The sequence below is a fragment of the Actinocorallia herbida genome (genome assembly GCF_003751225.1).
Lineage (GTDB): Bacteria > Actinomycetota > Actinomycetes > Streptosporangiales > Streptosporangiaceae > Actinocorallia > Actinocorallia herbida.
The window spans coordinates 2,837,866-2,858,883 of sequence record NZ_RJKE01000001.1; the positions used below are offsets into that span (position 1 = coordinate 2,837,866).

The 21,018-nt window shown below is 73.6% G+C and carries 19 protein-coding genes; 12 read left to right on the plus strand and 7 right to left on the minus strand.

Going from position 1 to position 21,018, the window contains the following annotated elements:
* Positions 1 to 8: 8 nt before the first annotated feature.
* Both EDD29_RS13250 and EDD29_RS13255 read right to left on the minus strand, forming a co-directional pair.
* The gene (locus EDD29_RS13250; RefSeq protein ID WP_211359694.1) at positions 9 to 581 is read right to left on the minus strand and encodes a biotin transporter BioY; all 573 of its coding nucleotides are present in this window, start codon (positions 579 to 581) and stop codon (positions 9 to 11) included.
* Between the two features lie 52 nt (positions 582 to 633).
* Positions 634 to 1,011 carry a ribosomal maturation YjgA family protein gene (locus EDD29_RS13255; RefSeq protein WP_211359695.1) on the minus strand — a complete coding sequence of 126 codons (378 nt, stop codon included), beginning with the start codon at positions 1,009 to 1,011 and terminating at the stop codon, positions 634 to 636.
* Positions 1,012 to 1,259: 248 nt separating this feature from the next.
* Here EDD29_RS13255 and EDD29_RS13260 point away from each other — a divergent pair, with 248 nt between their 5' ends.
* From EDD29_RS13260 to EDD29_RS13270, 3 genes are all read left to right on the plus strand, one after another.
* Positions 1,260 to 1,826, plus strand: coding sequence for a TetR/AcrR family transcriptional regulator (locus EDD29_RS13260; protein ID WP_123664694.1), 567 nt, complete (start codon positions 1,260 to 1,262; stop codon positions 1,824 to 1,826).
* The gene (locus tag EDD29_RS13265) at positions 1,823 to 3,328 is read left to right on the plus strand and encodes an MFS transporter (RefSeq protein ID WP_123664695.1); all 1,506 of its coding nucleotides are present in this window, start codon (positions 1,823 to 1,825) and stop codon (positions 3,326 to 3,328) included. The genes EDD29_RS13260 and EDD29_RS13265 overlap by 4 nt, the downstream gene beginning before the upstream one ends.
* Before the next feature lie 68 nt (positions 3,329 to 3,396).
* Positions 3,397 to 5,160 (plus strand): serine/threonine-protein kinase, encoded by a 1,764-nt coding sequence (locus tag EDD29_RS13270; protein ID WP_211359696.1) that lies wholly within the window; start codon positions 3,397 to 3,399, stop codon positions 5,158 to 5,160.
* 84 nt (positions 5,161 to 5,244) lie between these two features.
* Here the strand turns inward: EDD29_RS13270 and EDD29_RS13275 are convergent, their stop codons facing one another.
* The 3 genes from EDD29_RS13275 to EDD29_RS13285 form a co-directional block, all read right to left on the minus strand.
* Positions 5,245 to 6,213, minus strand: a complete 969-nt coding sequence (locus tag EDD29_RS13275) for a patatin-like phospholipase family protein (protein ID WP_123670452.1) — start codon at positions 6,211 to 6,213, stop codon at positions 5,245 to 5,247.
* 133 nt (positions 6,214 to 6,346) lie between these two features.
* A complete protein-coding gene (locus tag EDD29_RS13280) occupies positions 6,347 to 7,240 on the minus strand; it encodes an LLM class flavin-dependent oxidoreductase (RefSeq protein ID WP_123664697.1) in 894 nt (297 codons plus the stop codon).
* Between the two features lie 113 nt (positions 7,241 to 7,353).
* Complete coding sequence (locus tag EDD29_RS13285) at positions 7,354 to 8,154, minus strand: SDR family NAD(P)-dependent oxidoreductase (RefSeq protein WP_123664698.1); 801 nt, start codon at positions 8,152 to 8,154, stop codon at positions 7,354 to 7,356.
* 63 nt (positions 8,155 to 8,217) lie between these two features.
* On the opposite strand from EDD29_RS13285, the gene EDD29_RS13290 reads away from it, so the two are divergent.
* The 9 genes from EDD29_RS13290 (at position 8,218) to EDD29_RS13330 (ending at position 18,805) form a co-directional block, all read left to right on the plus strand.
* Complete coding sequence (locus EDD29_RS13290) at positions 8,218 to 9,255, plus strand: acyl-CoA dehydrogenase family protein (RefSeq protein ID WP_123664699.1); 1,038 nt, start codon at positions 8,218 to 8,220, stop codon at positions 9,253 to 9,255.
* A 154-nt stretch (positions 9,256 to 9,409) separates the two neighbouring features.
* The gene (locus tag EDD29_RS13295) at positions 9,410 to 10,201 is read left to right on the plus strand and encodes an enoyl-CoA hydratase/isomerase family protein (RefSeq protein WP_123664700.1); all 792 of its coding nucleotides are present in this window, start codon (positions 9,410 to 9,412) and stop codon (positions 10,199 to 10,201) included.
* Between the two features lie 31 nt (positions 10,202 to 10,232).
* Positions 10,233 to 11,039, plus strand: coding sequence for an enoyl-CoA hydratase/isomerase family protein (locus EDD29_RS13300; RefSeq protein WP_123664701.1), 807 nt, complete (start codon positions 10,233 to 10,235; stop codon positions 11,037 to 11,039).
* The gene (locus EDD29_RS13305; RefSeq protein ID WP_211359697.1) at positions 11,024 to 11,830 is read left to right on the plus strand and encodes an enoyl-CoA hydratase/isomerase family protein; all 807 of its coding nucleotides are present in this window, start codon (positions 11,024 to 11,026) and stop codon (positions 11,828 to 11,830) included. Before EDD29_RS13300 ends, EDD29_RS13305 begins: the two co-directional genes overlap by 16 nt.
* 172 nt (positions 11,831 to 12,002) lie before the next feature.
* On the plus strand, positions 12,003 to 13,619 hold the full coding sequence (locus EDD29_RS13310) for a class I adenylate-forming enzyme family protein (RefSeq protein WP_123664702.1): 1,617 nt from the start codon (positions 12,003 to 12,005) through the stop codon (positions 13,617 to 13,619).
* A gap of 145 nt (positions 13,620 to 13,764) precedes the next feature.
* Positions 13,765 to 14,952, plus strand: coding sequence for an acyl-CoA dehydrogenase family protein (locus EDD29_RS13315; RefSeq protein ID WP_123664703.1), 1,188 nt, complete (start codon positions 13,765 to 13,767; stop codon positions 14,950 to 14,952).
* An 86-nt stretch (positions 14,953 to 15,038) separates the two neighbouring features.
* The gene (locus EDD29_RS13320) at positions 15,039 to 15,677 is read left to right on the plus strand and encodes a PaaI family thioesterase (RefSeq protein ID WP_123664704.1); all 639 of its coding nucleotides are present in this window, start codon (positions 15,039 to 15,041) and stop codon (positions 15,675 to 15,677) included.
* Positions 15,678 to 15,681: 4 nt separating this feature from the next.
* Positions 15,682 to 17,274: a class I adenylate-forming enzyme family protein gene (locus tag EDD29_RS13325; RefSeq protein WP_123664705.1), complete on the plus strand. Its 1,593-nt coding sequence runs from the start codon at positions 15,682 to 15,684 to the stop codon at positions 17,272 to 17,274.
* Complete coding sequence (locus EDD29_RS13330) at positions 17,264 to 18,805, plus strand: class I adenylate-forming enzyme family protein (protein ID WP_123664706.1); 1,542 nt, start codon at positions 17,264 to 17,266, stop codon at positions 18,803 to 18,805. Before EDD29_RS13325 ends, EDD29_RS13330 begins: the two co-directional genes overlap by 11 nt.
* Before the next feature lie 136 nt (positions 18,806 to 18,941).
* Here the strand turns inward: EDD29_RS13330 and EDD29_RS13335 are convergent, their stop codons facing one another.
* Both EDD29_RS13335 and EDD29_RS13340 read right to left on the minus strand, forming a co-directional pair.
* Positions 18,942 to 19,832, minus strand: a complete 891-nt coding sequence (locus EDD29_RS13335) for a hypothetical protein (RefSeq protein ID WP_123664707.1) — start codon at positions 19,830 to 19,832, stop codon at positions 18,942 to 18,944.
* 289 nt (positions 19,833 to 20,121) lie between these two features.
* Positions 20,122 to 20,910 (minus strand): FadR/GntR family transcriptional regulator, encoded by a 789-nt coding sequence (locus EDD29_RS13340; RefSeq protein ID WP_211359698.1) that lies wholly within the window; start codon positions 20,908 to 20,910, stop codon positions 20,122 to 20,124.
* Between the last annotated feature and the right edge of the window lie 108 nt (positions 20,911 to 21,018).

Below are 21,018 nucleotides of genomic sequence, written 5' to 3' on the forward strand. Positions count from 1 at the left end.
GCGCGCCTTCACGAGCGGGCGGCGGGCCTGACCGCGAGCCGTCCGGGCAGCGCGCGGTGCACGACGGACGCGACGAGCGCCGCGCCGACGACCTTGATCGCGTCACCGGGCACGAAGACCAGCGACTGGGTGAAGGCCGCGGCCATGTCACCGGTGTACAGGCCGAGCCACGGCACCCCGATCACGTAGGAGGACGCGACGCCCGCGGCGGCGGCGAGCAGCAGGATCGGCAGGCCCGCGCGCCTGCCGCGGGCGATGATCAGCCCCGCGACGATCGCGGACAGCACGTAGCCGAAGAGGAAACCGCCGCTGGGCCCGACGAACGGCGCGACGCCGCCGCGCCCGCCCGCCAGCAGCGGCAGGCCCAGCGCGGCGAGCGCGAGGAAGAGCGCGACGGCCGCGGTCCCGCGGCGCGCGCCGAGCAGGCACGCGGCGAGGACCGGCCCGATGTTCTGGAGCACGATCGGCACGCCCGACCCGCCGACGTTGATCCCGGGGAAGACACCGAGCACCGCGATGAAGGCGGCGAACACCACGGTCGCGGCAAGATCGGCGGAGGCGGAGGGGCGAGTGTCTGACACGTCGCACACCATAGCCGCAGGGTACGAACCGCCCATCAGCCGACTCCCCAGGTCAGACCAGAGCGCCGCCGCCCCGTCCGGGTCGGAACAGGATGAGCTGGACGACCGCCCCGAACGCCGCCCCGACGACATAGCGCGCAAGATCCGGCGCATTGAACGTGCTCCCCAGCACCAGATGGGCCACCGGATAACGCGCGCCGAGTGCGCCGACCCAGGGCGCCAACTGCAGGAACTCCACCCCCCACGACAGCCCGCCCCCCACCGCCGCGCTCCACCAGACCCCCCACCGCGGAAACCCCAGCGCCACCAGAAAACAAAGCAGGGTCGCATAAAGCGCATCCCCCACATACCCCGCAATATCACTGTCACTTACCGCATTGACCGTCAAACCCACCCCGAGCGTCACCACCACACACCCGAGCGACCACACCCGTCGTCTCCCCACACCCCTCAGACGCCCCCGAACTCCCCCGGGTTCGCTCCTTCCACCGCCCCGCGCCGCGCATCTCCTGCCCCGCGCTCCGTGCCCTCGCGTCCTGCGCCCATCGTGTTCCCGGCGGGTGTTCGGGGTCGTTCGCTGAGGGTGGTCGTGGTGCTTTGGGCGGTTCGGGGTTGACGGGGGGAGCTAGGATGGTCTCTGGTGAGACAATCGTGTCGCAGTTTGAACAGGGGTGTTGAATGGTTGTGGGGCGGGAGGAGATCGTGGCGGCGGCGGTCGATCATCTGAATCGTGCTCCGGCGGCGTCGATGGCGGAGATCGCGCAGGCCGCCGGGGTGAGCCGGGGGACGCTGCACCGGCATTTCTCCACGCGGGAGGAGCTGATCGTCGAGCTGGGGTGGCGGTGCCACGCGGCGTGGCGGCGGGTGCACGAGGACTGCGGGCTCGACGCGGCCCTGCGCGGCGGTGAGCGCCTCGCGGAGACGCTGGAGGCGCTCGTCGTGGCGAGCATCGACGCGGTCGAGGCGCACGGGTTCGCGCTGACCGAGCACCTCGTCGGCGTCGAGCCCGAGCTCCTGCGCAGTACCGAGGCGCTGGTCGACCGGGAGGTCGCGCTGATCGAGGCGTGCCAGCGCGCGGGGATCCTGCGGGCCGACCTGCCCGCCCGGTGGATCGAGAACACGCTGTACGGGCTGCTCGTCGCGGTCCGGGAGAGCCTGCACGCGGGCGACGTCGCGCGGCGCGACCTGCCCCGGCTGCTGCTGGAGACCTTCCTTGAAGGCACGTCGGTGAAGGAGACGTCATGACCCAGGAGGGGACCGCGACCTACGAGGGCACCGCGCCGCACCCGCGCCGGTGGGCGGCGCTGGGCGTCCTGTCGATCAGCCTGCTGCTGGTCGTCATGGACATGACCATCCTCAACGTGGCGCTGCCCGAGATCGCCGCCGACCTGCGGCCCGGCGCGCTCGAACTGCTCTGGATGGTCGACGTCTACTCGCTCGTCGTCGCCGGGCTGCTCGTCACCGTCAGCTCGCTCGGCGACCGCTGGGGCCGCAAGCGCCTGCTGCTCGCGGGATTCGCGGTGTTCGGCCTCGCCTCCGCGGCGGTGCTGTTCGCCGACAGCCCCGCCGAGGTGATCGCGGTGCGGGCGCTGCTCGGCGTCGGCGGCGCGATGATCATGCCGTCGACGCTGTCGATGATCCGGACCCTGTTCAGCGACCCGGGCGAGCGGGCGAAGGCCCTCGGCGTCTGGGCGACCATGGCGGCGCTCGGGGGCGCGCTCGGGCCGATCGTCGGCGGGCTGCTGCTCGAGGCGTTCAGCTGGCACGCGGCGTTCCTGGTGAACGTGCCCGTCATGGTCGTCGCGGTGGTGGCCGGGCTCGTGCTGCTGCCCGAGTCGCGCGACCCGTCGCCGGGGCGGTGGGACGCACTGGGCACGGTCCTGTCCATCGCCGGAATGGTCGGGCTCGTCTACGCGATCAAGCACCTGTTCACCGAAGGACCGACCACGGAGACGGTCGTCTCCGGGGCGGTCGCCGCGGTGTGCCTCGTCTGGTTCGTCCGGAGGTGCTTGGGTCGTCCTGATCCGTTGCTCGAAGTGCGGTTGTTCCGTGGAGGGGCGTTCACCTCCGGGACGCTCGCCGCGCTGACCTCGTCGGTCGGGCTCGCGGGGGCGATGCTGCTGCTCGTCCAGTGGATGCAGCTCGTCGAGGGGTACACACCGCTCCAGACCGGGCTCGCGATGCTGCCGCTGGCCGCGACCGCCGCGATCTTCTCGCCGCTCGCGCCCGGCATCGCGGCGCGGATCGGCGCGCGGACCGTCCTCGCGGGCGGACTGGCGATCAGCGCGGCCGGGCTCGCGCTCTTGGGCTTCGTCCCCCTGACGTACCCGTGGGTGGCGACCGGCGCCGCGCTCGTCGGCGTCGGCATGGCCTCGCTCGCGGTCGCCTCCGCGGTCATCATGGCCGGGGCGCCGGTGGCGAAGGCGGGCAGCGCGGCGGCCATCGAGGAGACGTCGTACGAGGTCGGCGGGGCGTTGGGCGTCGCCGTGCTCGGCAGCATCGCCGCGGCGCTGTACCGCGCCGGGCTGCCCGCCGACGCGGGGCCGGAAGCCCGCGAGTCGCTGAGCGGCGCGCTCGAGGCGGCCCGCGCGCTTGACGCACCGGCCTTGGCCGTCCAGGCGCAGACGGCGTTCACCGAGTCCGTCGGGACGGCGTGCCTTTATGGCGGGCTCGTCATGTTCGCGGCGGCCCTCGCGATCTGGCGGCTCACCCCGGCGCGTCTGGATCTGTCCGCGGTACAGCACTGACGTCCCATGTCTGGGGATATGTAGGCGATGGGAGGGGTGCGCGATCGCCTGGGCCCTAGGCTGTGCGCGTGACATCTGGGCAGAACGTGGTCGACGGGCGTTTCGAGCTTGTGGGACGGCTGGGCAGCGGCGGAATGGGGACGGTCTGGCGCGCGCTGGACCTGACCCTGCAGCGTGAGGTCGCGCTCAAGGAGGTGCGTCCCGGGGGCGGCGAGGAAGTGCCCGACGAGCCCGCGCTCGCGGCCATGTACCGGGAGCGGGTGCTGCGCGAGGCGCGGGCGCTCGCCCGGATCGACCACCCGAACGTCGTGACGATCCACCACATCGTGGACGCGCCGGGCATGCCGTTCCCCTGGCTCGTCATGGAGCTCGTCCGGGGCGAATCCCTCCAGGACAGGCTCTCGCGCGGCACGATGGAGCCCGCCGAGGCGGCGAGGACGGGCCGCGGCATCCTCGCCGCGCTGCGCGCCTCGCACGCCGCCGGGATCTGCCACCGCGACATCAAACCCGCGAACGTACTGATGCGCGAGGACGGCAGCCCCGTCCTGACGGACTTCGGCATCGCCGTCCTCGACGAGGCGTCCCGGGTGACGGCGACGGGCGGGCTCGTCGGCTCGCCCGAGTACATCGCGCCGGAACGCCTCCACGGGCACGAGGGAGACCCGTCGTCGGACCTGTGGTCGCTCGGGATGCTGCTGTACGTCGCGGTCGAAGGGCAGAACCCGGTACGGCGGGCGACCCTTGCGGCGACGCTCGCGGCGGTCATGACCGCGCAGATCCCCCGGCCGCAGCGGGCCGGCGCGCTCACCGACGTCATCGGCGCCCTGCTCGTCGCGGACCCGGCGTTCCGCCCCAACGCGGAACAGCTCGACGGGCTTCTCGCGCGCGCCGCGGACTCGGCCGCAGGGCCCCTGACGCCCCCGCCCGCGCAGTACACCGGAGGCGACCCGGGAACGCCCGGCCACTTCCAGAGCCCGCCGCCCGGGGGCATGCCGCCGGTGACGCCGCAGCCCTACCCGGGCGCGGGCACTTTCGCCGGCAACCTCCACGCGCCGCCTCCGGGCGCCGCGCAGTACCCGTACTCGGCGCATCCGCAGACCATGCCCGGCGGCCACCCCCAGGGGAGCCCCTACGGGCCGGGCGGCCAGCCCGCCCCGACCGTCCTGTCTTCGCCCGAGCCGCGGCGCGCGCGGCGTCCCCGGCGCAGCCTCACGAACCTCGTCTCGACCGCGGTGGCCCTCTGCGTCGGCCTGGGCGGTCTCGCGGTCGCGGCCAACTCGCTGCTGCCGGTCCTCAACGGGACCACGGACGGCCCCACCGTGAACCTCCCCGAGATCAGTCTCCCGGGCTCCGACGACGCGTCGGAGTCGGAGGGCTCGACCGGCGAGGGGGCGCAGACGGGATCGTTCCTGACCCCGGCCGGGATGCGCAAGGTGATCGCGGCGTTCAAGAGGTACACCGGCGAGAAGAAGTTCGCCACCATGACCGTGTACCCCACCTACGCGATCGTGGGGGTCCCCGTCAACGGCCGCGACGCCACCGACACCTACATGTACCGGAACGGCACGGTGACCAAGACGGGCGCCGGCGGCGGGCCCGACGGCATCGTGGACTTCGACGTCTTCGCGTGGGACGAGCTTCCCCGCCTTCTGAAGACCGCCGAGAAGGACCTCAAGATCCCCGATCCCACAGCGCGCTACCTCATCATCGACGGCGCCTGGACCTTCAACGACGACAAGCCCACCATCCGCGTCTATCTCGCCGACGACTACGGCGGCAACTACCTCGCCGCCAACACCAAGGGCAAGATCGTCTTCCGCAGCACCGACTGACCCGCCCACGGGAAACCCGCGCGGGGATCACAGGCGCTGAACCGCGGGTTCAGGGGCGGGTTCCAGGTTCGCGCGGGTGGGCCGTCAGGTGAGGAGGGCGAGGAGGGGCCGGGTGGCGGTGTGGCCGGCGTCCATGGCGGCGTTGAGGAGGCGGCCGTCGCGGGTGAGGCGGCCCACGGTGGGGGCGTCGGGGGCGGGGCGGACGGAGAGGACCGCGGGGTGGGGGGAGGTGAGGGTGGCCACGTCGTGTTCGGCGAGGACGCGGTCGTCTTCGGCGAGGCGGGTGGGACGGGCGTAGTAGGCGGTGCGGAGTTCGGGGGAATGGCGGAGGGCCGTGGCGGCGATGAAGCGGTCGCCCAAGGAGGGGTTGGCGCGAGGGCGGGGGGCGGGGCCCGCCGGGCGGGAGCGGAGGACGAGGACGTGGGTGGCGTCCTGGGCCAGGGCGGTCCGGTACGGGATGGATTCGGCGAGGCCCGCGTCGTAGAAGAGGCGGCCGCCGAGGGCGACGGGAGGTCCCGCCAGGAGGGGGAGGGCGGCGCTGGCCCGGAGGGCGAGGCGGAGGTCCGCGGGGCAGTGCAGGAAGGGGTGGAGGTCCGTCGCCAGGCCGGTGCGGACGTCCGTCGCGAGGGGGTGGTAGGTGACGGGGTGGGAGAGGATCGCGGTGAAGTCCATGTTCGCGACCTCGACGTACAGGCGTTCGACGAGATCGTGGACGTCGACGATCGGCCTGCCCCGCCACGGGTTCGCGAACCGGATCATGGCGTTGGCGTACTCGGGTTCGGCCCAGCCCCTCAGCTGCTCGGGGGTGCCGCTGAGCAGCCACGCGCCGGTGATCGCCCCGGCGGAGGCACCGTAGACCGCGTCGAACGCGTCGGTCAGCCCGGCCTCGGCGAGGGCGAGGGCCATGCCCGCAGAGATCGTCCCGCGCATGCCGCCCCCCTCGACGGCCAGGGCGATCCGCATCTTGTCGCTCCGCTGTCCGGGTTTGCTCCCGGTGCGCTTCCGCGCCGCGAGGGCCTCCACGACGGGATGTCCCGTGAGTTCCGCCGCCATGATCTCGCCCACCTGGTCCGTTCCGATGATCTACTGGTGCTGTTGAGCCCTCTCGGGCTGATGTGCACCTTTTGTCTACCGCGCTCCGGCCCATGACACGAATCCGGGGTCTGTGCGACGGAGGGCGGGGGCGTCAGCGAGTGGCGGAGGTCACGGTGTCGATGAGTTCGGCGCAGCGGGCGAGGGTGGCGGGCGGGGCGAAGTCGGTGAACCAGAGGTAGAAGCGGTCGACGCCCTCGGCGTGCAGGGCGAGGAAGCGGTCGGCGAGTTCGGGGGCGGTGCCGAGGAGCAGGCCGTCGCCCATGGGGGTGCCGCCGAAGCGGCGGCGGGCGGTCGCGGCGATCTCGGCGCGGTCGCGCTCGGCGGGGACCAGGGCGGTCATGGTCTGGACCGAGATCCGGGCCGGGCCGCGGAGATCGCGGAGCGCGGGCAGCCGGTCGAGGTGCTGGACGGGGATGTTCCACCAGTCGGCGTGCGCGCGGACCAGGTCGAGGGTGCGGGGGCCGGTGCCGCCGATCGTCAACGGGATCGAACGGGTGGGCAGTGGCCGCTGCCGGGCCCCGACCAGGGTGAAGTGCTCGCCGTAGTGGTCGACGGTCTCGCCCGCCCAGAGGGCGCGCAGGATCGTCAGGGATTCGGCGAGCCGGGTCAGCCGCTGCCGCGCGGAGGTCGACCCGATGCCGAACGTCTCGAGTTCGGCGGGCACCGAACCCCACCCGAGGCCGAGTTCGAACCTTCCGCCGGACGCGTGGTCGAGCGTCACGGTCTCCCGCGCGAGCACGGCCGGGTGCCGGAAGGCATCGCAGAGGACGAGATGCCCCGCTGTGAGGGTCGTCGTGCGCGCCAGCACCCACGCCGCCAGCGTCATCGCCTCCCACATGTCGTGCCCGTCCGCGAGGGGCGGCACGAGGTGGTCCATGAACGCGATGCCGGTGAATCCCGCGTCCTCGGCGGCCCGCGCCCGCGCGACGACGTCCTCGACCGGCAGCCGCAGTTGCGGGAGATACAGATGGAACTCGGGAGTCATCCCGCCATGGTCACCCTCGGACGCCCTCGCGTCCAGAGACCGGCGTCCGTTCCGCGGCCGTGGGCGAAGAGGGCGCGGGTCTCCCGGCGGCGTCGGGCGTCGGGCCCGGACGGTCAGAAGTCGGAGCCGCCGTCGACGTTGACGAGGGCGCCGGTGGTGTAGCCGTTGCGGCGGGAGACGAGGTAGGCGGTGAGGGAGGCGACCTCCTCCGGGAGGCCGGCGCGGCCGAGGGCGGCGGACTCGTGGAAGGCGCGGCCGATCCAGGTCATGACGTGCGCGGGGTCGGCGGCGTCGAGGCCGTCCGCGGCCAGGATCGGCCGGAGGGTCTCGGTGAAGCTCGCCGTGACGATCGTGCCCGGGCAGACGCAGTTGACGAGGATGCCTTCGGGCCCGAGGCTTTTCGCCAGATTCTTCGTGACGCTCGCGAGCGCGGCCTTAGAGGCGGAATAGGCGACGGTCCTGGCGTTCGGCCGGCGGACCGACATCGCGCCGAACGTGCAGATCCTTCCCCATTCCGCGGCGCGCAGCAGCGGCAGCGCCTCCCGTACGGCCCGGACCGCGGACATCGTGCCTCGGTCGAACGCGTCGGCCCAGCCCGCGTCGTCGAGGGCGTCGAAGGTGCCGGAGCCGGGGCCGATCGTGTGCACGAGCACGTTGAGCGCGCCCCATCTGCGGCCTATGTCGGCGAACGCCGCGGTGACGGACTCGGGATCGGCGAAGTCCGCGACGAGGCCGACCGCTTCCGGCGCCCCCTTGCCGCGCAGTGCGTCGACCGTCTCGTCCAGTGCCGCGCGGCCGCGCGCCATGACCGCGACCCGCGCGCCTTCGGCGGCGAGGACCTCCGCGACGGCGCGGCCCATGCCCTTGGTCCCACCGGTGACGACCGCCGCAGCGCCGCCGAGTCCGAGATCCACCCGTTTACTCCAGAGCTGAGGGATGTCTATATTGCTAATCTTACCTAAGAAAGGCGTTCAAGGATGGCGCTGCCGCAGGACGAGCACCACGCCGAGATCCGGACCGCGCTGCGCGACCTCCTCGCGCGGTATGACCGAGCGTCGGCCGATTCGCGCCCCCTGTGGCGGGACCTCGCCGGACTCGGCCTGTTCGCCCTCCCCGTCCCCGCCTCTCGCGACGGCCTGGGCCTCGGCCTCACCGCGTCCGTCCGCGCCTTCGAGGACCTGGGCGGCGCCCTGGCCCCGGGCCCGCTGGTCTGGACCCAGCTCGCCGCCCTCGCCCGCCCCGACCTCGCCGACGGCACGACGATCGTCACCGGCGTGGACCTGACCGCCGTCCCCGAGGGCGACCCCGTTCTCGTCGAACACCTCCCCGCCGCCGACCTGCTCCTCGTCCTCGACGCCGAGGGCGTCACCCTCGTGCCCCGCACCGCCCTCCGCCACGAAGAACTCCCGCGCCCCCTGGACCCGGCCACGCCCATGTCGCGCCTCCACACCGGGCCCCCGCGCGATCCCCGCGCGGCCGAGGACCTCGTCCAGGTCCACCCGCGCGACGGCGACGGCCCTGCGGTCCGGCCCCCTCGACCGCCGGACGAACGACTCGGGGGCGCGGAGCTCGCCGGAGAGCTCCGCGACGTCGGCACCCTGCTGTCCGCGGCCTTCCTGCTCGGGCTCGCCGACCGGGCCGTGACGGTGGCCGTCGAGTACGCGCGGCAGCGCGAGCAGTTCGGCCGTCCCATCGGCTCCTTCCAGGCGGTCAAGCACCTGCTCGCCGACGCGCACGTCAGGACCGCGCTCGCCCGCGCCGCGCTCTACGCCGCCGCCGAGACCGGGACGTCCCCCGACCTCCCGGCCGCCCACCTCCTCGCCGCCCGCGCCGCGGAGGCCAACTCCCGCACCGCCGTCCAGGTCCTCGGCGGCATGGGCTTCACCTGGGAGACCGAACCGCACCTCCTGCTCAAACGGGCCTGGACCCTCACCTCCACCTTCGGCCACCCTGAACAGCACGCCCTCGACCTGGCCGACGACCTCCTCGCCGAGCCCACGACGGAGGTCGCATGAACGGCACGGCAGGACCCCGCCCCGAAAAGCCGGACGCGCTCGATCGGTTCGCGCCGGCCGAGGCTCGGAGCCGGGCGCGCGGCGAGACGCGGCGTGCGGTGTCCGATGGGGCGCCGGGCAGGAACGGGCTCGGCCCGGTCGGCGGGGAGGCCGCGTGAGCGGGGCGGTGCGGCACGAGGCGGCCGACGGCGTGCTGACGGTGACGCTGGCCCGGCCGGAGAAGCGGAACGCGCTCGATCAGGCGGCGACCGCGGCGCTGATCGCGGTCTTCGAGGCCGCCGCGTTGGACGACGACCTGCGGGCGATCCACCTCACCGCCGAGGGGCCCGACTTCTGTGCCGGGTCGGACTGGGTGGCGTCGAACGCGGACGGGAGGCGGCCCCGGCCGGCGAGCCTCGTCCGTCGGCTGCCGTTGCAGAGCCATCGGTTGATCGAGCTGGTGCTGGGCGTCCAGGTCCCGGTCGTCGCCACGGTGCGGGGCTTCGCGGCGGGGCTGGGCTGCCAGCTCGCGCTCGCCGCGGACTTCGCCGTCGCCGCCGAGGACGCGGTGTTCTGGGAGCCGTTCGTGCGGCGCGGCTTCACGCCGGACACGGGGGCGTCCTGGCTGCTGCCCCGTCTCGTGGGCGTCGCGCGGGCCCGCCGGATGCTGCTGCTCGGCGAGAAGGTGAGCGGCGCGAAGGCCGCCGCGTGGGGCCTGGTCCACGAGGCCGTGCCGGAACCGGAACTCGACGCCTACGCGCGCGATCTCGTGCGGACCCTCGCCGACGGCCCGACGGTCACGCTGGGCCTGACCAAGCAACTGATCCTCAGATCGGCCGAAGCCCCGCTCGCCCGCGCGATGGTGGACGAGTCGTTCGGCCTCGAACTCGCCTCCAGGACCGCCGACTTCCGGGAGGCCCTCGCGGCGTTCCGGGAGCGCCGCCCGCCCGACTTCACCGGCAGATGACCCGCCCGCGCCACCCGCTGACGAGGAGACCATGAGCCCTTACGAGACGATCACCTACGCCGTCGCGGACCGTGTCGCGACCCTCACCCTCAACCGTCCGGAGGTGCTCAACGCGATCAGCCCGCTCATGGCCCGCGAGCTGAAGGACGCCTACGCCGCCGCCGAAGCCGACCCGGCGGTCTGGACGGTCGTCGTCACCGGAACCGGACGGGCGTTCACCTCAGGGGCGGATGTGAGCGAGATCCCCGGGAGCGGCAAGGTCGTCTACGAGGAGCCGTACCTGTCGACCCACGAGCAGTGGGACGCCCCGCAGGAGGCCACCCCGCCGTTCCGAACCATGACGAAACCCGTCATAGCCGCGATCAACGGGCTGTGCTGCGGGGCCGGGCTCGACCTCGTCACGACCGCCGACATCGTCATCGCGGCCGAGACCGCCGAGTTCCTGGATCCCCACGTGTCCATCGGGCTGGTGTCGGCGCGTGAATCGGTGCGGCTCGCGCGCGTTCTCCCGCCCGCCGTCGCGCTGCGGATGGCGCTGATGGGACGGCATGAGCGGCTCGGCGCCCAGCGCGCTTACGATCTCGGGCTGGTCAGCGAACTCGTCCCGGCCGACCGGCTGCTGGAGCGGGCGCAGGAGATCGCCGCGACCGTCAACCGGAACGCGCCGCTCGCCGTGCGCGGCACCCGCATGGCCGTCCGCAAGGGGCTCGGCCTTCCCTTGTACGAGGCGGAACTGCTCGCCGAGGCCTACCGCGAGCGCGTCACCCGGACCGAGGACGCGCAGGAGGGCCCCGCCGCGTTCGTGGAGAAGAGGGAGCCGAAGTGGCAGTGCCGGTGACCGCCCGCGATGCCGAGTACGCCACGATTCTTCTGGATCTCGACGCGGAGAGCCGCGTCGCGACCCTGACCCTCAACCGGCCCGAGCGCCTCAATGCCTTCAACCGGGTGATGTGCCACGAGGTCGCCGACGCGTGGCGCCGGATCAAGGATGACGCGTCGATCAACGCGGTCGTGCTGCGCGCGGCGGGCGACCGGGCCTTCAGCGCGGGCCTCGACGTCCGGGAGCCGTACGGCCAGCCGGACGACGTCTGGAACCACGAGGACCCCGGGGAACTGCTCAGCCCGAAGTGGCAGAAACTCTGGAAACCCGTGGTCTGCGCCGTGCAGGGGATCTGCACGGCCGGCGCGTTCTACTTCGTCAACGAGGCCGACCTCGTGCTCTGCTCGGAGGACGCGACGTTCTTCGACTCCCACGTCACCTTCGGCATGGTCTCGGCGATCGAGCCGATCGGCCTCATGCGCCGTGTCGGCCTCGGCGAGACCCTGCGGATGGCGCTGCGCGGCAACGACGAACGCGTCTGCGCCGCTACGGCCCTGCGCATCGGCCTCGTCACCGAGGTCGTGCCCGCCGCCCGCCTCTGGTCCCGCGCCGACGAACTGGCCCGCTCGATCGCCGCCAAGCCGTCGGCCGCCACCCAGGGCACCGTCCGCGCCATCTGGGAATCCCTGGACAAGCCCTACCGCGCCGCCATGGAGCAGAACCTCATCTACACCCGTCTCGGCAACCCGCTGGGCATGCGCGAGGTCGACCGGGACCGGCCCGCCCCCACCACGGTGACGATCCGGTGACGGCCTCTCCCGCGGTTCCCCCGCGTCCACCCGGATCGGTGGCGGCGTTTCCTTCTGGTTCCGGCGGCTCGGCGGTGTCGCCCCGAGAGCGGAACGTCGTTTCCTTTCGGGGTTCCTTGTTCCGGTGCGCCGCGGCGGCGCGTTTCCCGCATGGGGTGGGGGAGGAGTGGTGATGGCGGTGGTTCGCAACGGCGGGCTCGCGGCGCGGCTGCGGGAGGTCATCGCGCTCGACCCGGCGGCGCCCGCGATCGAGTTCGCGGAACGCTGGTGGAGCTGGGGCGAGGTCGCGGCGGTCGCCGAGGGCGTCGCCGCCGCGGTGCCGGAGCCCGGCGCGCCCATCGGCGTCATCCTGCGGAACACGCCCGAGCACGTGGGCGCCCTGCTCGGCGTGCTCCTCGCCGAGGGCTGCGCGGTCACCGTCAACCCCGGGCTCGGCGACGAGCGCACCCGCGCCGACCTGGCCGCGCAGGATCTCACCGGCATCGTCGGCACCGCCGCCGACCTCGCCCGGTTCGCCCCGGCCGTCGACTGCGCCGTCCGCGTCACCCTGGACTCCGGCGCGCTCGGTGCCGCTGGTGCCGTCCCGGCCTCGGGGCGGGCCGGGGGAGACGGGTCCGCCGGCGGCGTTCCCCTCGGGGAGGACGCCGCGGCGGCTGAGGGAAACGGGGTTTCCCCCTCCCCCTGGACGACGGTGGGCGGGGTTTCGGTGACCAGGGGCGAGGGGCCGGTAGGGGAGGCACGGCCGGGGGTCGCGGTGCGGATGCTGACGAGTGGCACGACGGGGCCGCCCAAGCGGGTCGATCTGGGGGCCGAGCTGCTGCTGCGGACGATGGCGGGGGCGAAGCACTACGAGGCGGGCCGGGCCGAGGCGGCGGGGCTGCGGCGGGGGGTGGCCGTGGTCAACGCGCCGCTGGTGCATCTCGGCGGGCTGTTCCGGGTGGTGCAGTGCGTGCTCGACGGGCGCTCGTTCGTGCTGCTGCCCGGGTTCGAGGTGACGAGCTGGGCGGCCGCGGTGCGCAGGCACCGGCCCAGAACGGCGAGCCTCGTCCCCGCGGCGCTGCGCATGGTGCTGGACTCCGACCTCACCCGCGCGGATCTCGCGTCCCTCAAGTCGGTCATGTCGGGCACGGCGCCGCTCGATCCGGCGGACGCCGAGGCGTTCACCGCGCGGTTCGGCGTGCCCGTGCTCACCTCCTACGCGGCGACGGAGTTCGGCGGCGGCGTCGCCGGATGGAACCTCGCCGACCATCGGGAGTTCGGGGCGCGCAAGCGCGGCAGCGTCGGCCGGGCGCACGCCGGCTGCGGACTGCGGGTCGTCGCCGGCGACGGCACGGTGCTCCCGCCCGGCGAGACCGGCCTCCTGGAGGTCCGGCCCGCCCAGTTCGGCCCCGGCGCCGCCTGGGTCCGCACCACCGATCTCGCCAGGCTCGACGAGGACGGGTTCCTGTGGATCGTCGGCCGGGCCGACCAGGCGATCATCCGGGGCGGTTTCAAGGTGCACCCCGACCAGGTCCGCGCCGTGCTGGAACGGCACCCGTCCGTTCGCGCCGCCGCGGTCCTCGGCGTGCCCGATCCGCGGCTCGGCGAGGTCCCCGTCGCGGTCGTCGAGACCCGTCCGGGCCACCCGCCCGACCCCGTCGCGCTGCTCGCCCACGCGGCGGACCACCTGGCCCGCTACGAACTGCCCGCCCGCGTCGAGTTCGTCACGGCGCTGCCCCGCACCGCGTCCCGCAAGGTCGACCTCCCGGCCACCCGGGCACTCCTGACCGGCCCGGAGGAGCGGAAATGACGGACACGGGACCCGCCATGCGACCTGGACGGCGGGGAGAACGGGAAGCGGCACGGATGGGACGCGCCGGAGCACCTGGGCGGTGCGGGGGCGCGGAGATGACGCGCGCAGGGTATGCCGGAACCACGGATGAAAGGGGTAGGGCATGACCTTTCTGACTACGAAGGAGGAAGAGGGCTTTCGGGGAGAGGTACGGGAGTGGCTGGCGGATGCCGTCGCCGCGCAGGGGCCGCCGCCAGGGGAGCACGACTGGGCCGCGCGGCGGGCTTACGACGTCGCGTGGCAGCGGCGGCTGTACGACGCCGGATACGCGGGGATGGGGTGGCCGCGGGAGTTCGGCGGGCGAGGGGCGCCGCCGGGGGAGGAACTCGTCTTCCTCGAGGAGCAGGCGCTCGCGGGGGCGCCGCCGCCCGGCACGATGTTCGTCGGGACGCGGCACGCCGGGCCGACGCTCATCGCCGAAGGCACCGACGCGCAGCGGCGCGCCCACCTGCCGCGCATCCTGCGCGGCGACGACGTGTGGTGCCAGGGGTTCTCCGAACCCGGGGCGGGCTCCGACCTCGCGTCCCTGCGCACCCGCGCGGTCCGAGACGGCGACCACTACATCGTCACCGGGCAGAAGATCTGGAGCACCCGCGCCCAGGTCGCCGACCTGTGCGAACTCCTCGTCCGGACGGGTCCGCGCGAGCCCAAGCACGCGGGCATCAGCTGGCTCATCCTCGACATGCGCGCGCCCGGCGTCGAGGTCCGGCCGCTGCGCACGATCGACGACGACGACCACTTCTGCGAGATCTTCCTCGACGAGGTGAGGGTGCCCGTCGCGAACCTCGTGGGGGCCGAGAACGACGGATGGCGGGTCACCAACGTCACGCTGCGGTTCGAGCGCGGGACCGCCTTCGCGTCCCACATCGTCGAGCTGCGCCGGACGCTCCGGGCCCTCGCCGCGTTCGCCGCGGTCCGCAGGACCCGCGCCGGGGTCGCGTGGGACGACCCGGGACTGCGCCGCGACGTCGGCGTGATGGCCGCCGAGGTCACCGCCCTGTGGCGGATGACCCAGCTCGCGATCGCCGAGACCGCGCGCACAGGCGTCCCCTCGGCCTACGGCTCACTCGTGAAGCTCCGGTACAGCGAACTCGCCCAGGCGATCGCCGACCTGCACGTCCGGATCGCCGGCCGGCCCGCCCTCGGCGGCGCCCCCGTCGCCGGACACGACACCGCCCGCCTCGTCCACGACCACCTGTGGTCCCTGCACACGACCATCGCCGCGGGCACCTCCCAGATCCAGCGCAACGTCATCGCCGAGCGCGTCCTCGGCCTCCCGAAAGGGCCCTAGATGCACATGACGACCGGCGCGGGCGCGTCGCAGGTCCGGCGGGGCGCGATCGCGCCTAGCGCTCTCGGACTTCCGGAGGGGGCGTGATGGGGGAGGCGCCGTGGACGTTCGGGGAGCGGGCGCTGCCGGAGCAGGAACGGTTCGCGCGGGAGGTACGGGCGCTGTGTTCGGTCGTGCTCGGCATGGAGCGGGCGGATCCGGGGCTGGACGACGTCACGGAACTGCTGCGCGGGGCGCGGGAGCGGCTTGCCGGGGGAGTGCCGGAGGGGGCCGGGCCACGGGTCGGGGCACTCGTCGAGGGCGACGGGCGCGTCTACCTGGATCACGGGCAGGACGTGGGCGGGTTCAACCCGATGTTCCCGGTCTATCGGATCGAGGTGCACGGGCCGGGGAGCGCGACGGGGACGGTGAACTTTCCCGTCTGCTACGAGGGCCCGCCCGGTCTCGTCCACGGTGGGTTCCTCGGGGTCTTCGCGGACTCCGTGGTCCAGCACCACAACTGCGCGGTCGGCCTCACCGGCAAGACCCGGGGCATGGAGCTGCGGTACCGGCGGCCCGTCCCCCTGCTCGCCGACCTCGATTTCGCCATCGCCAGGACCGTCGCAGAAGGCACGGTCACCTCGGTGCTCACGCTCGCCGCCGGCGACCGGACGCTCTGCGAGGCGACCGTGACCGCGGTCGCGAGCGACCGGACGGCCCTGCCCGCCGTTTCCCCCCGGAGGTGACCCGATGGACGATCCCCGCACCCTCGGCGCGGTCCTGCACCGCCAGGCCGTCGCGCGCGGAGAGGCGGCCTTCCTTGTCTGCGACGACGAACGCCTCACCTACGCCGACGCCCTGGCGCACTCCACCCGGCTCGCGAAGGCCCTGCTCGCGGCGGGCGCGGGCCGCGGCTCCCATCTCGCGATGCTCATGCCCAACGGGAAGGGCTTCGCCGTCGCCGCGCTCGCCGCGGCCCGGCTCGGCGCGGTGCTCGTCCCGCTCAGCACCATGTCGATGGCAGGGGAGCTCCGCGACCTGCTCGACCGCTCCGACGCCGAATACCTGCTCGCCTTCGCGGGGTACAGGGCCGTCTCGTTCGTCGATCGCATAGGCGAGGCCGTCGGACTGGACCCGTACTCGCCGCCGCCGCTGCTCGCACCCTCCGCGCCGACCCTTCGCCGGGTGTTCTTCGCCGGTGAGCACGCGTTCGGCCTCCCGCAAGGGCTCGATCCCGGCTGGACGCTCGCCGGACCCCTCCGCGACGGGGCTGACGACGCGCTGCTCGAAGCCGCGGAGGCCGACGTGGCCCCCTCCGACGACCTCGTCATCGTGCACACGTCGGGATCCACGAGCGCGCCGAAGGGCGTCGTGCACACGCACGGCGCGCTGCTCGACCACCTGCGGACCCTCAACCGGATGCGGTCCTACGGTCCCGGCGAGATCCTGTTCTCCAACTCGCCGTTCTTCTGGATCGGCGGCTTCGCCTACACCCTGCTCGGCACGCTCCTCGCGGGCGCGACCCTCGTCTGCTCCCGTGCGGCCGACCCCCCGCGCGTCCTGGACGTCATCGAGCGCGAACGCCCCACGATGGTGAACGGGTACGCGTCGTCGATCGCGCCCCTGGCCGCCGACCCGGGCTTCCCCGGACGTGACCTGTCCTCGATCCGGCGCGGCAACCTGTACCCGATCATGCCCGAGGCGGTCCGGCCCGCCGATCCCGGGCTGCGGCCCGGCCTGCTCGGCATGACCGAGGGCGGCAGCGTCGTCCTGGCCGCCGACCACGAGGACGAGCTGCCCGAGGAGAAGCGCGGCTCGTTCGGCGGGCCCGTCCCGGGTCTGGCGGCACGGTGCGTCGCGCGTGACGGCGGCGACGCCGCGCCGGGCGAGCCCGGTGAGCTGTGGCTGCGCGGCCCCGCGCTGATGCGGGGCTACCACGGGCGCGAGCGGCACACGACGTTCGACGCCGACGGATGGCTGCGCACGGGCGACCTCGTGCGCGTCGACGCCGACGGCCACTGGTACTTTCTCGGCCGCGACGACGACGTCATCAAGACGTCCGGCGCGAACGTCTCCCCGGCCGAGGTCCAGGACGCGATCCTGACCGCGACCGGTCTGCCCTCCTATGTCCTCGGGCTGCCCGACCCCGAGCGAGGTCAGATCGTCGCGGCGGTCCTCGTGACGCCGGGCGCGGCCCCGCCGCTGCGCGCCGCACTCGCCCCGATCCTCTCGGCCTACAAGATCCCCCGCGCGGTCCGCGCGGTGCCCGCCTCGGCCGTGCCGCTCCGCTCCAGCGGCAAGGCCGACCTGTCCGCGCTGCGGAGGCTCTTCGATGACGACTGACCCGCCCGTGACGCTGCCCGCGGCCCTCGCCGGGGCGGTCGCGCTCGGCCCCGACCGGGACGCCCTTGTCACCGCCGACGCCCGGATCACCTGGGCCGGACTCGACGCGGCGAGCCGGGCCGCCGCCTCCGCTCTCGCCGCGCGCGGGGTGGGCCGACGGACCCGAGTCGGCCTCCTCGCGGGCAACGGCATCGACTGGGCGGTGTGCGCCTTCGCCGTCCTGCGCCTGGGCGCGGTGCTCGTCCCGCTGAGCACGCTGCTGCGCGCCCCCGAGCTCGAACAGCAGCTCCGGGTCGCGGCGGTCGAACGGCTCGTGCTCGTCGGCTCCTTCCGTGGCCGCTCCTACCCCGACGAGTTCGCGGAACTGCTGCCGAAGGGCGGCAGGGCCCCTCGCCTGCCCGCGCTGCGCTCCGCCTGGCTCCTCGACGAGGTCCTCGCCGACGCCGCACGCTTCCCCCTGGCCGACGCCCTGGAGGCCCGCGTCCGGCCCGCCGACGACCTGGCGATCCTCTTCACCTCGGGCTCGCGCGGCACCCCCAAGGGCGTCATCCACACCCACGGCAACGCGTTCCGGGCCGTCGCGGCGAGCCTGCCCGTCCGCCGGATAGGGCGGGACGACCGGCTGTACATCCCGATGCCGTTCTTCTGGACGGGCGGATTCGCGGGGGGCCTCCTGACCGCCCTGGCCGCGGGCGCGACGCTCCTCACCGAGGCGACCCCCGCCCCCGAGGACACCCTCGCCCTGCTCGCCCGCGAACGGGCCACGCTCTTCCGCGGCTGGCCCGACCAGGCCGCCCGCCTCGCCGCCCACCCCGCGACCGCGCAGGCCGATCTGTCGTCCTTGCGCCCCGCGAGCCTCCCCGCGCTCCTGCCGCCCGGCCTCCGCGCCGCCCCTGGGGCCCGCGCGAACCTTTTCGGGATGACCGAGACCTTCGGCCCGTACTGTGGCGACCCATTGGACACGGACATGCCTTCGGCGTCCTGGGGCAGTTGCGGCACGCCCTTCCCCGGGGTCGAGGTGAGCATCGCCGACCCGTCGACGGGCAGGCCGGTGCCGCAGGGCGAGCACGGCGAGATCCGGGTCCGCGGCCCGCACCTCATGCGCGGCATCTGCGGCCGCTCCCGCGAGGACGTCTTCACCCCCGACGCCTGGTACCGCACCGGCGACCTCGGCCACCTCGACCGCTCCGGCCGCCTCTGGAACCACGGCCGCCTCGACGACATGCTCAAGATCAACGGAGCCACCGTCTACCCCTCCGAAGTCGAATCCGCGCTGACCTCCCTCCCCGGCGTCCACGCCGCCCACGTCACCTCCCTGGACGGTCCCGACCGCCCCGTCCTCGCCGCCGCCATCATCCCCGCCCACCACGCACCCCTCACCGAACCCGCGCTCCGCGACGCCGCCCGCGCGATCCTCAGCCCCTTCAAGATCCCCCGCATCCTCCGCATCCTCGCCCCCGGCTCCGACATCCCCCGCACCCCCACCGGCAAGCCCGACCTCCCCGCCCTCCGCACCCTCCTCACCCCCTGACCCGCCCACGCCCGAGCCCTCATCCCGTCCGAACCTTCCCGTGCACCCGCCCCTTCGGCCCCGCAGCCGCGCTCGCTGACGACCCCGCCGTCGTGCTCGCGTCCCGGGACGGTGGCCCCGGGACGCGAGGGCGTGCTCACACTCGTTCGTGCGCCGGGCCCAGGAAGGCGTCGAGGGCGTCGAGGATGGTGTCGGCGGCGGTCGGGAGGGCCAGAGCCGTCGGCTGAAGTGAAGGGCGCCGGGCGTATTCGTCGGCGCGCAGCCGGTTCGGTACCTGGCCCCAGCCGGAGAGGACGGACAGGTCGTCGGCGAGCCGGCCCATGGACTCGTCGGATGCTCCGCGCCTGCGCATCCAGTCGAAATTGATCGAGAGGACCGAGGCGTTCACGTCCGTGAAGATGCTCCAGACCGCCGCCTCGTCCGACCCGAGGGAGAACCACGCCGTGACGGACGGGTACTTGCCTGCGCCGTAGTAGTAGAAGCTGAAGGCGGGGTGGCGTTCGGCGTGCCGGTACACCGCGAGCAGGGTGCGGGCGACGTCGTCGGAGCAGTACCGGTGGATGGCGTCCAGGAGGCTGTCCTCGTCCCATTTCCGCGCGAGGAGCTCCGGCAGCGGCTCTTCGGCCGGTCGGGGAATCGCGTCGAGGGCCTCGGCTCCGGACGGCGCGGAGTCGTAGTCGACCGGTGCGGCCGGTTCGCCCAGCGCTTTGCGGATCGCGTCGGCGATCGACTCCAGCCAGTCGATGGTCTCCTCGGCCTCGCGCGCGGTGACGGGCAGCTTCTGTGCCGGAGCGCCGGGGTCATGGTCGGCGGTGTGCGCGATGTTGTTCCTGCGCCGGGCGATGTCGCGGATCTTAGCGCGCGCCGAGTCGGCCGTCACCGGTGCCTCGGGGTACCCCTCGGTCAGGATCTCCGCCACCCGCAGCCACAGCTTGACGGTGCTGACGACGGCGAACCCCTCCTGGATCTTCTCCGGGTTCTGGAAGGTCTTGAAGGCGAACTCCCGCTCCAGATATGCGCGGAACACCTCGGCGAGCGGCTCGGAGTGATGGTGGATCTTCTCGAACGACGATATGGGCAGGGCGCCCTGGACGAGCTGCCGGGCGTATTCGATGTTCTGGAGGAACTGCTCGAAAGGACCCGGCAGCGTTTCGGTCGGCGTCGAGGGACGCGCCGCGCGATCTCAGCCCTGACCTCGGCCGGTCGCAGCCGCTGGTCGGTGTCGCGAAGGGCTTCCATGGCGGCACGGAAGATCGGCGCGCGCCGCCCGCGTCCGCCGAGGGGCAGCCGGAACGGTGGTCGGCGTGACTTCTGGGTCAGGGGTGGGGGATGGCGGCGGCGCGGATCGTGGTGGTCCGGGCCCAGGTGAGGGTGTTGTGGCGGGCGGCGGAGAGGTGGGCGGCGGCCAGGGCGTGGGCTCGGGGTTCGTCGCCTGCGGTGATGGCGGTGAGGAGTTTCTCGTGGGCGCGGATGGCGGCGCGGCGGACGGTGCGGGACATGGGGTCGGTGTGGGATTCGGGGTCGGTGGGGGTGGGGCGGGCGGAGGCGGTGACGGAGTGCCAGACGGAGGACTCGTGGGCCGACCAGAGGGTCTCCAGCGCGCCGACGACGACGATCATGGTGTCGCTGCCGCAGAGGCGGACGAGGGCCTCGTGGAAGAGGCGGGCATTGGGGACGTAGGCGTCCAGGTCGTCTATCTCGGCGATCTGCCGGTCCAAAAGGGCGCGCAGGGCGGGGACGACGGTCTCGGCACGATCCGCCCGCGCCGCGCACATCCCCGCACAGATCGGCTCAAGCCTGGTCAATGTGGTACTGACGTCGGCGGCCGTCGTCTGCCGCGACTGGAGGAGCATTCCGATCGCCTGCGCCGTCCGGTCCACGGTGGGCGAGCGTACGACGGCCCCGCCGACGTTCCCGCGCCGGACCTCCACGAGCCCGTCCCGCTCCAGCAGCCGCAGCGCCTCCCGCAGCACCCCGAAACTCACCCCGAGCTCGGTCATCAGCTGCTCCTGCGGCGGCAGCACGTCCCCCTCCCGCAGCTCCCCGGAGAGGATCCGCTCCCGCAGCCGGTCCGCCACGAGCTCCGCCAGCAGCGGTGGCCGCACGCGCCACTCCCCTCAGGAACACCCCGATCACCAGTGCTCCGAGCATAGTCCGACGCCGCGCCGGCCTCCCGCCTCCGCGCAGCGGGAGGCCGCGATGGTGCTGGAAGG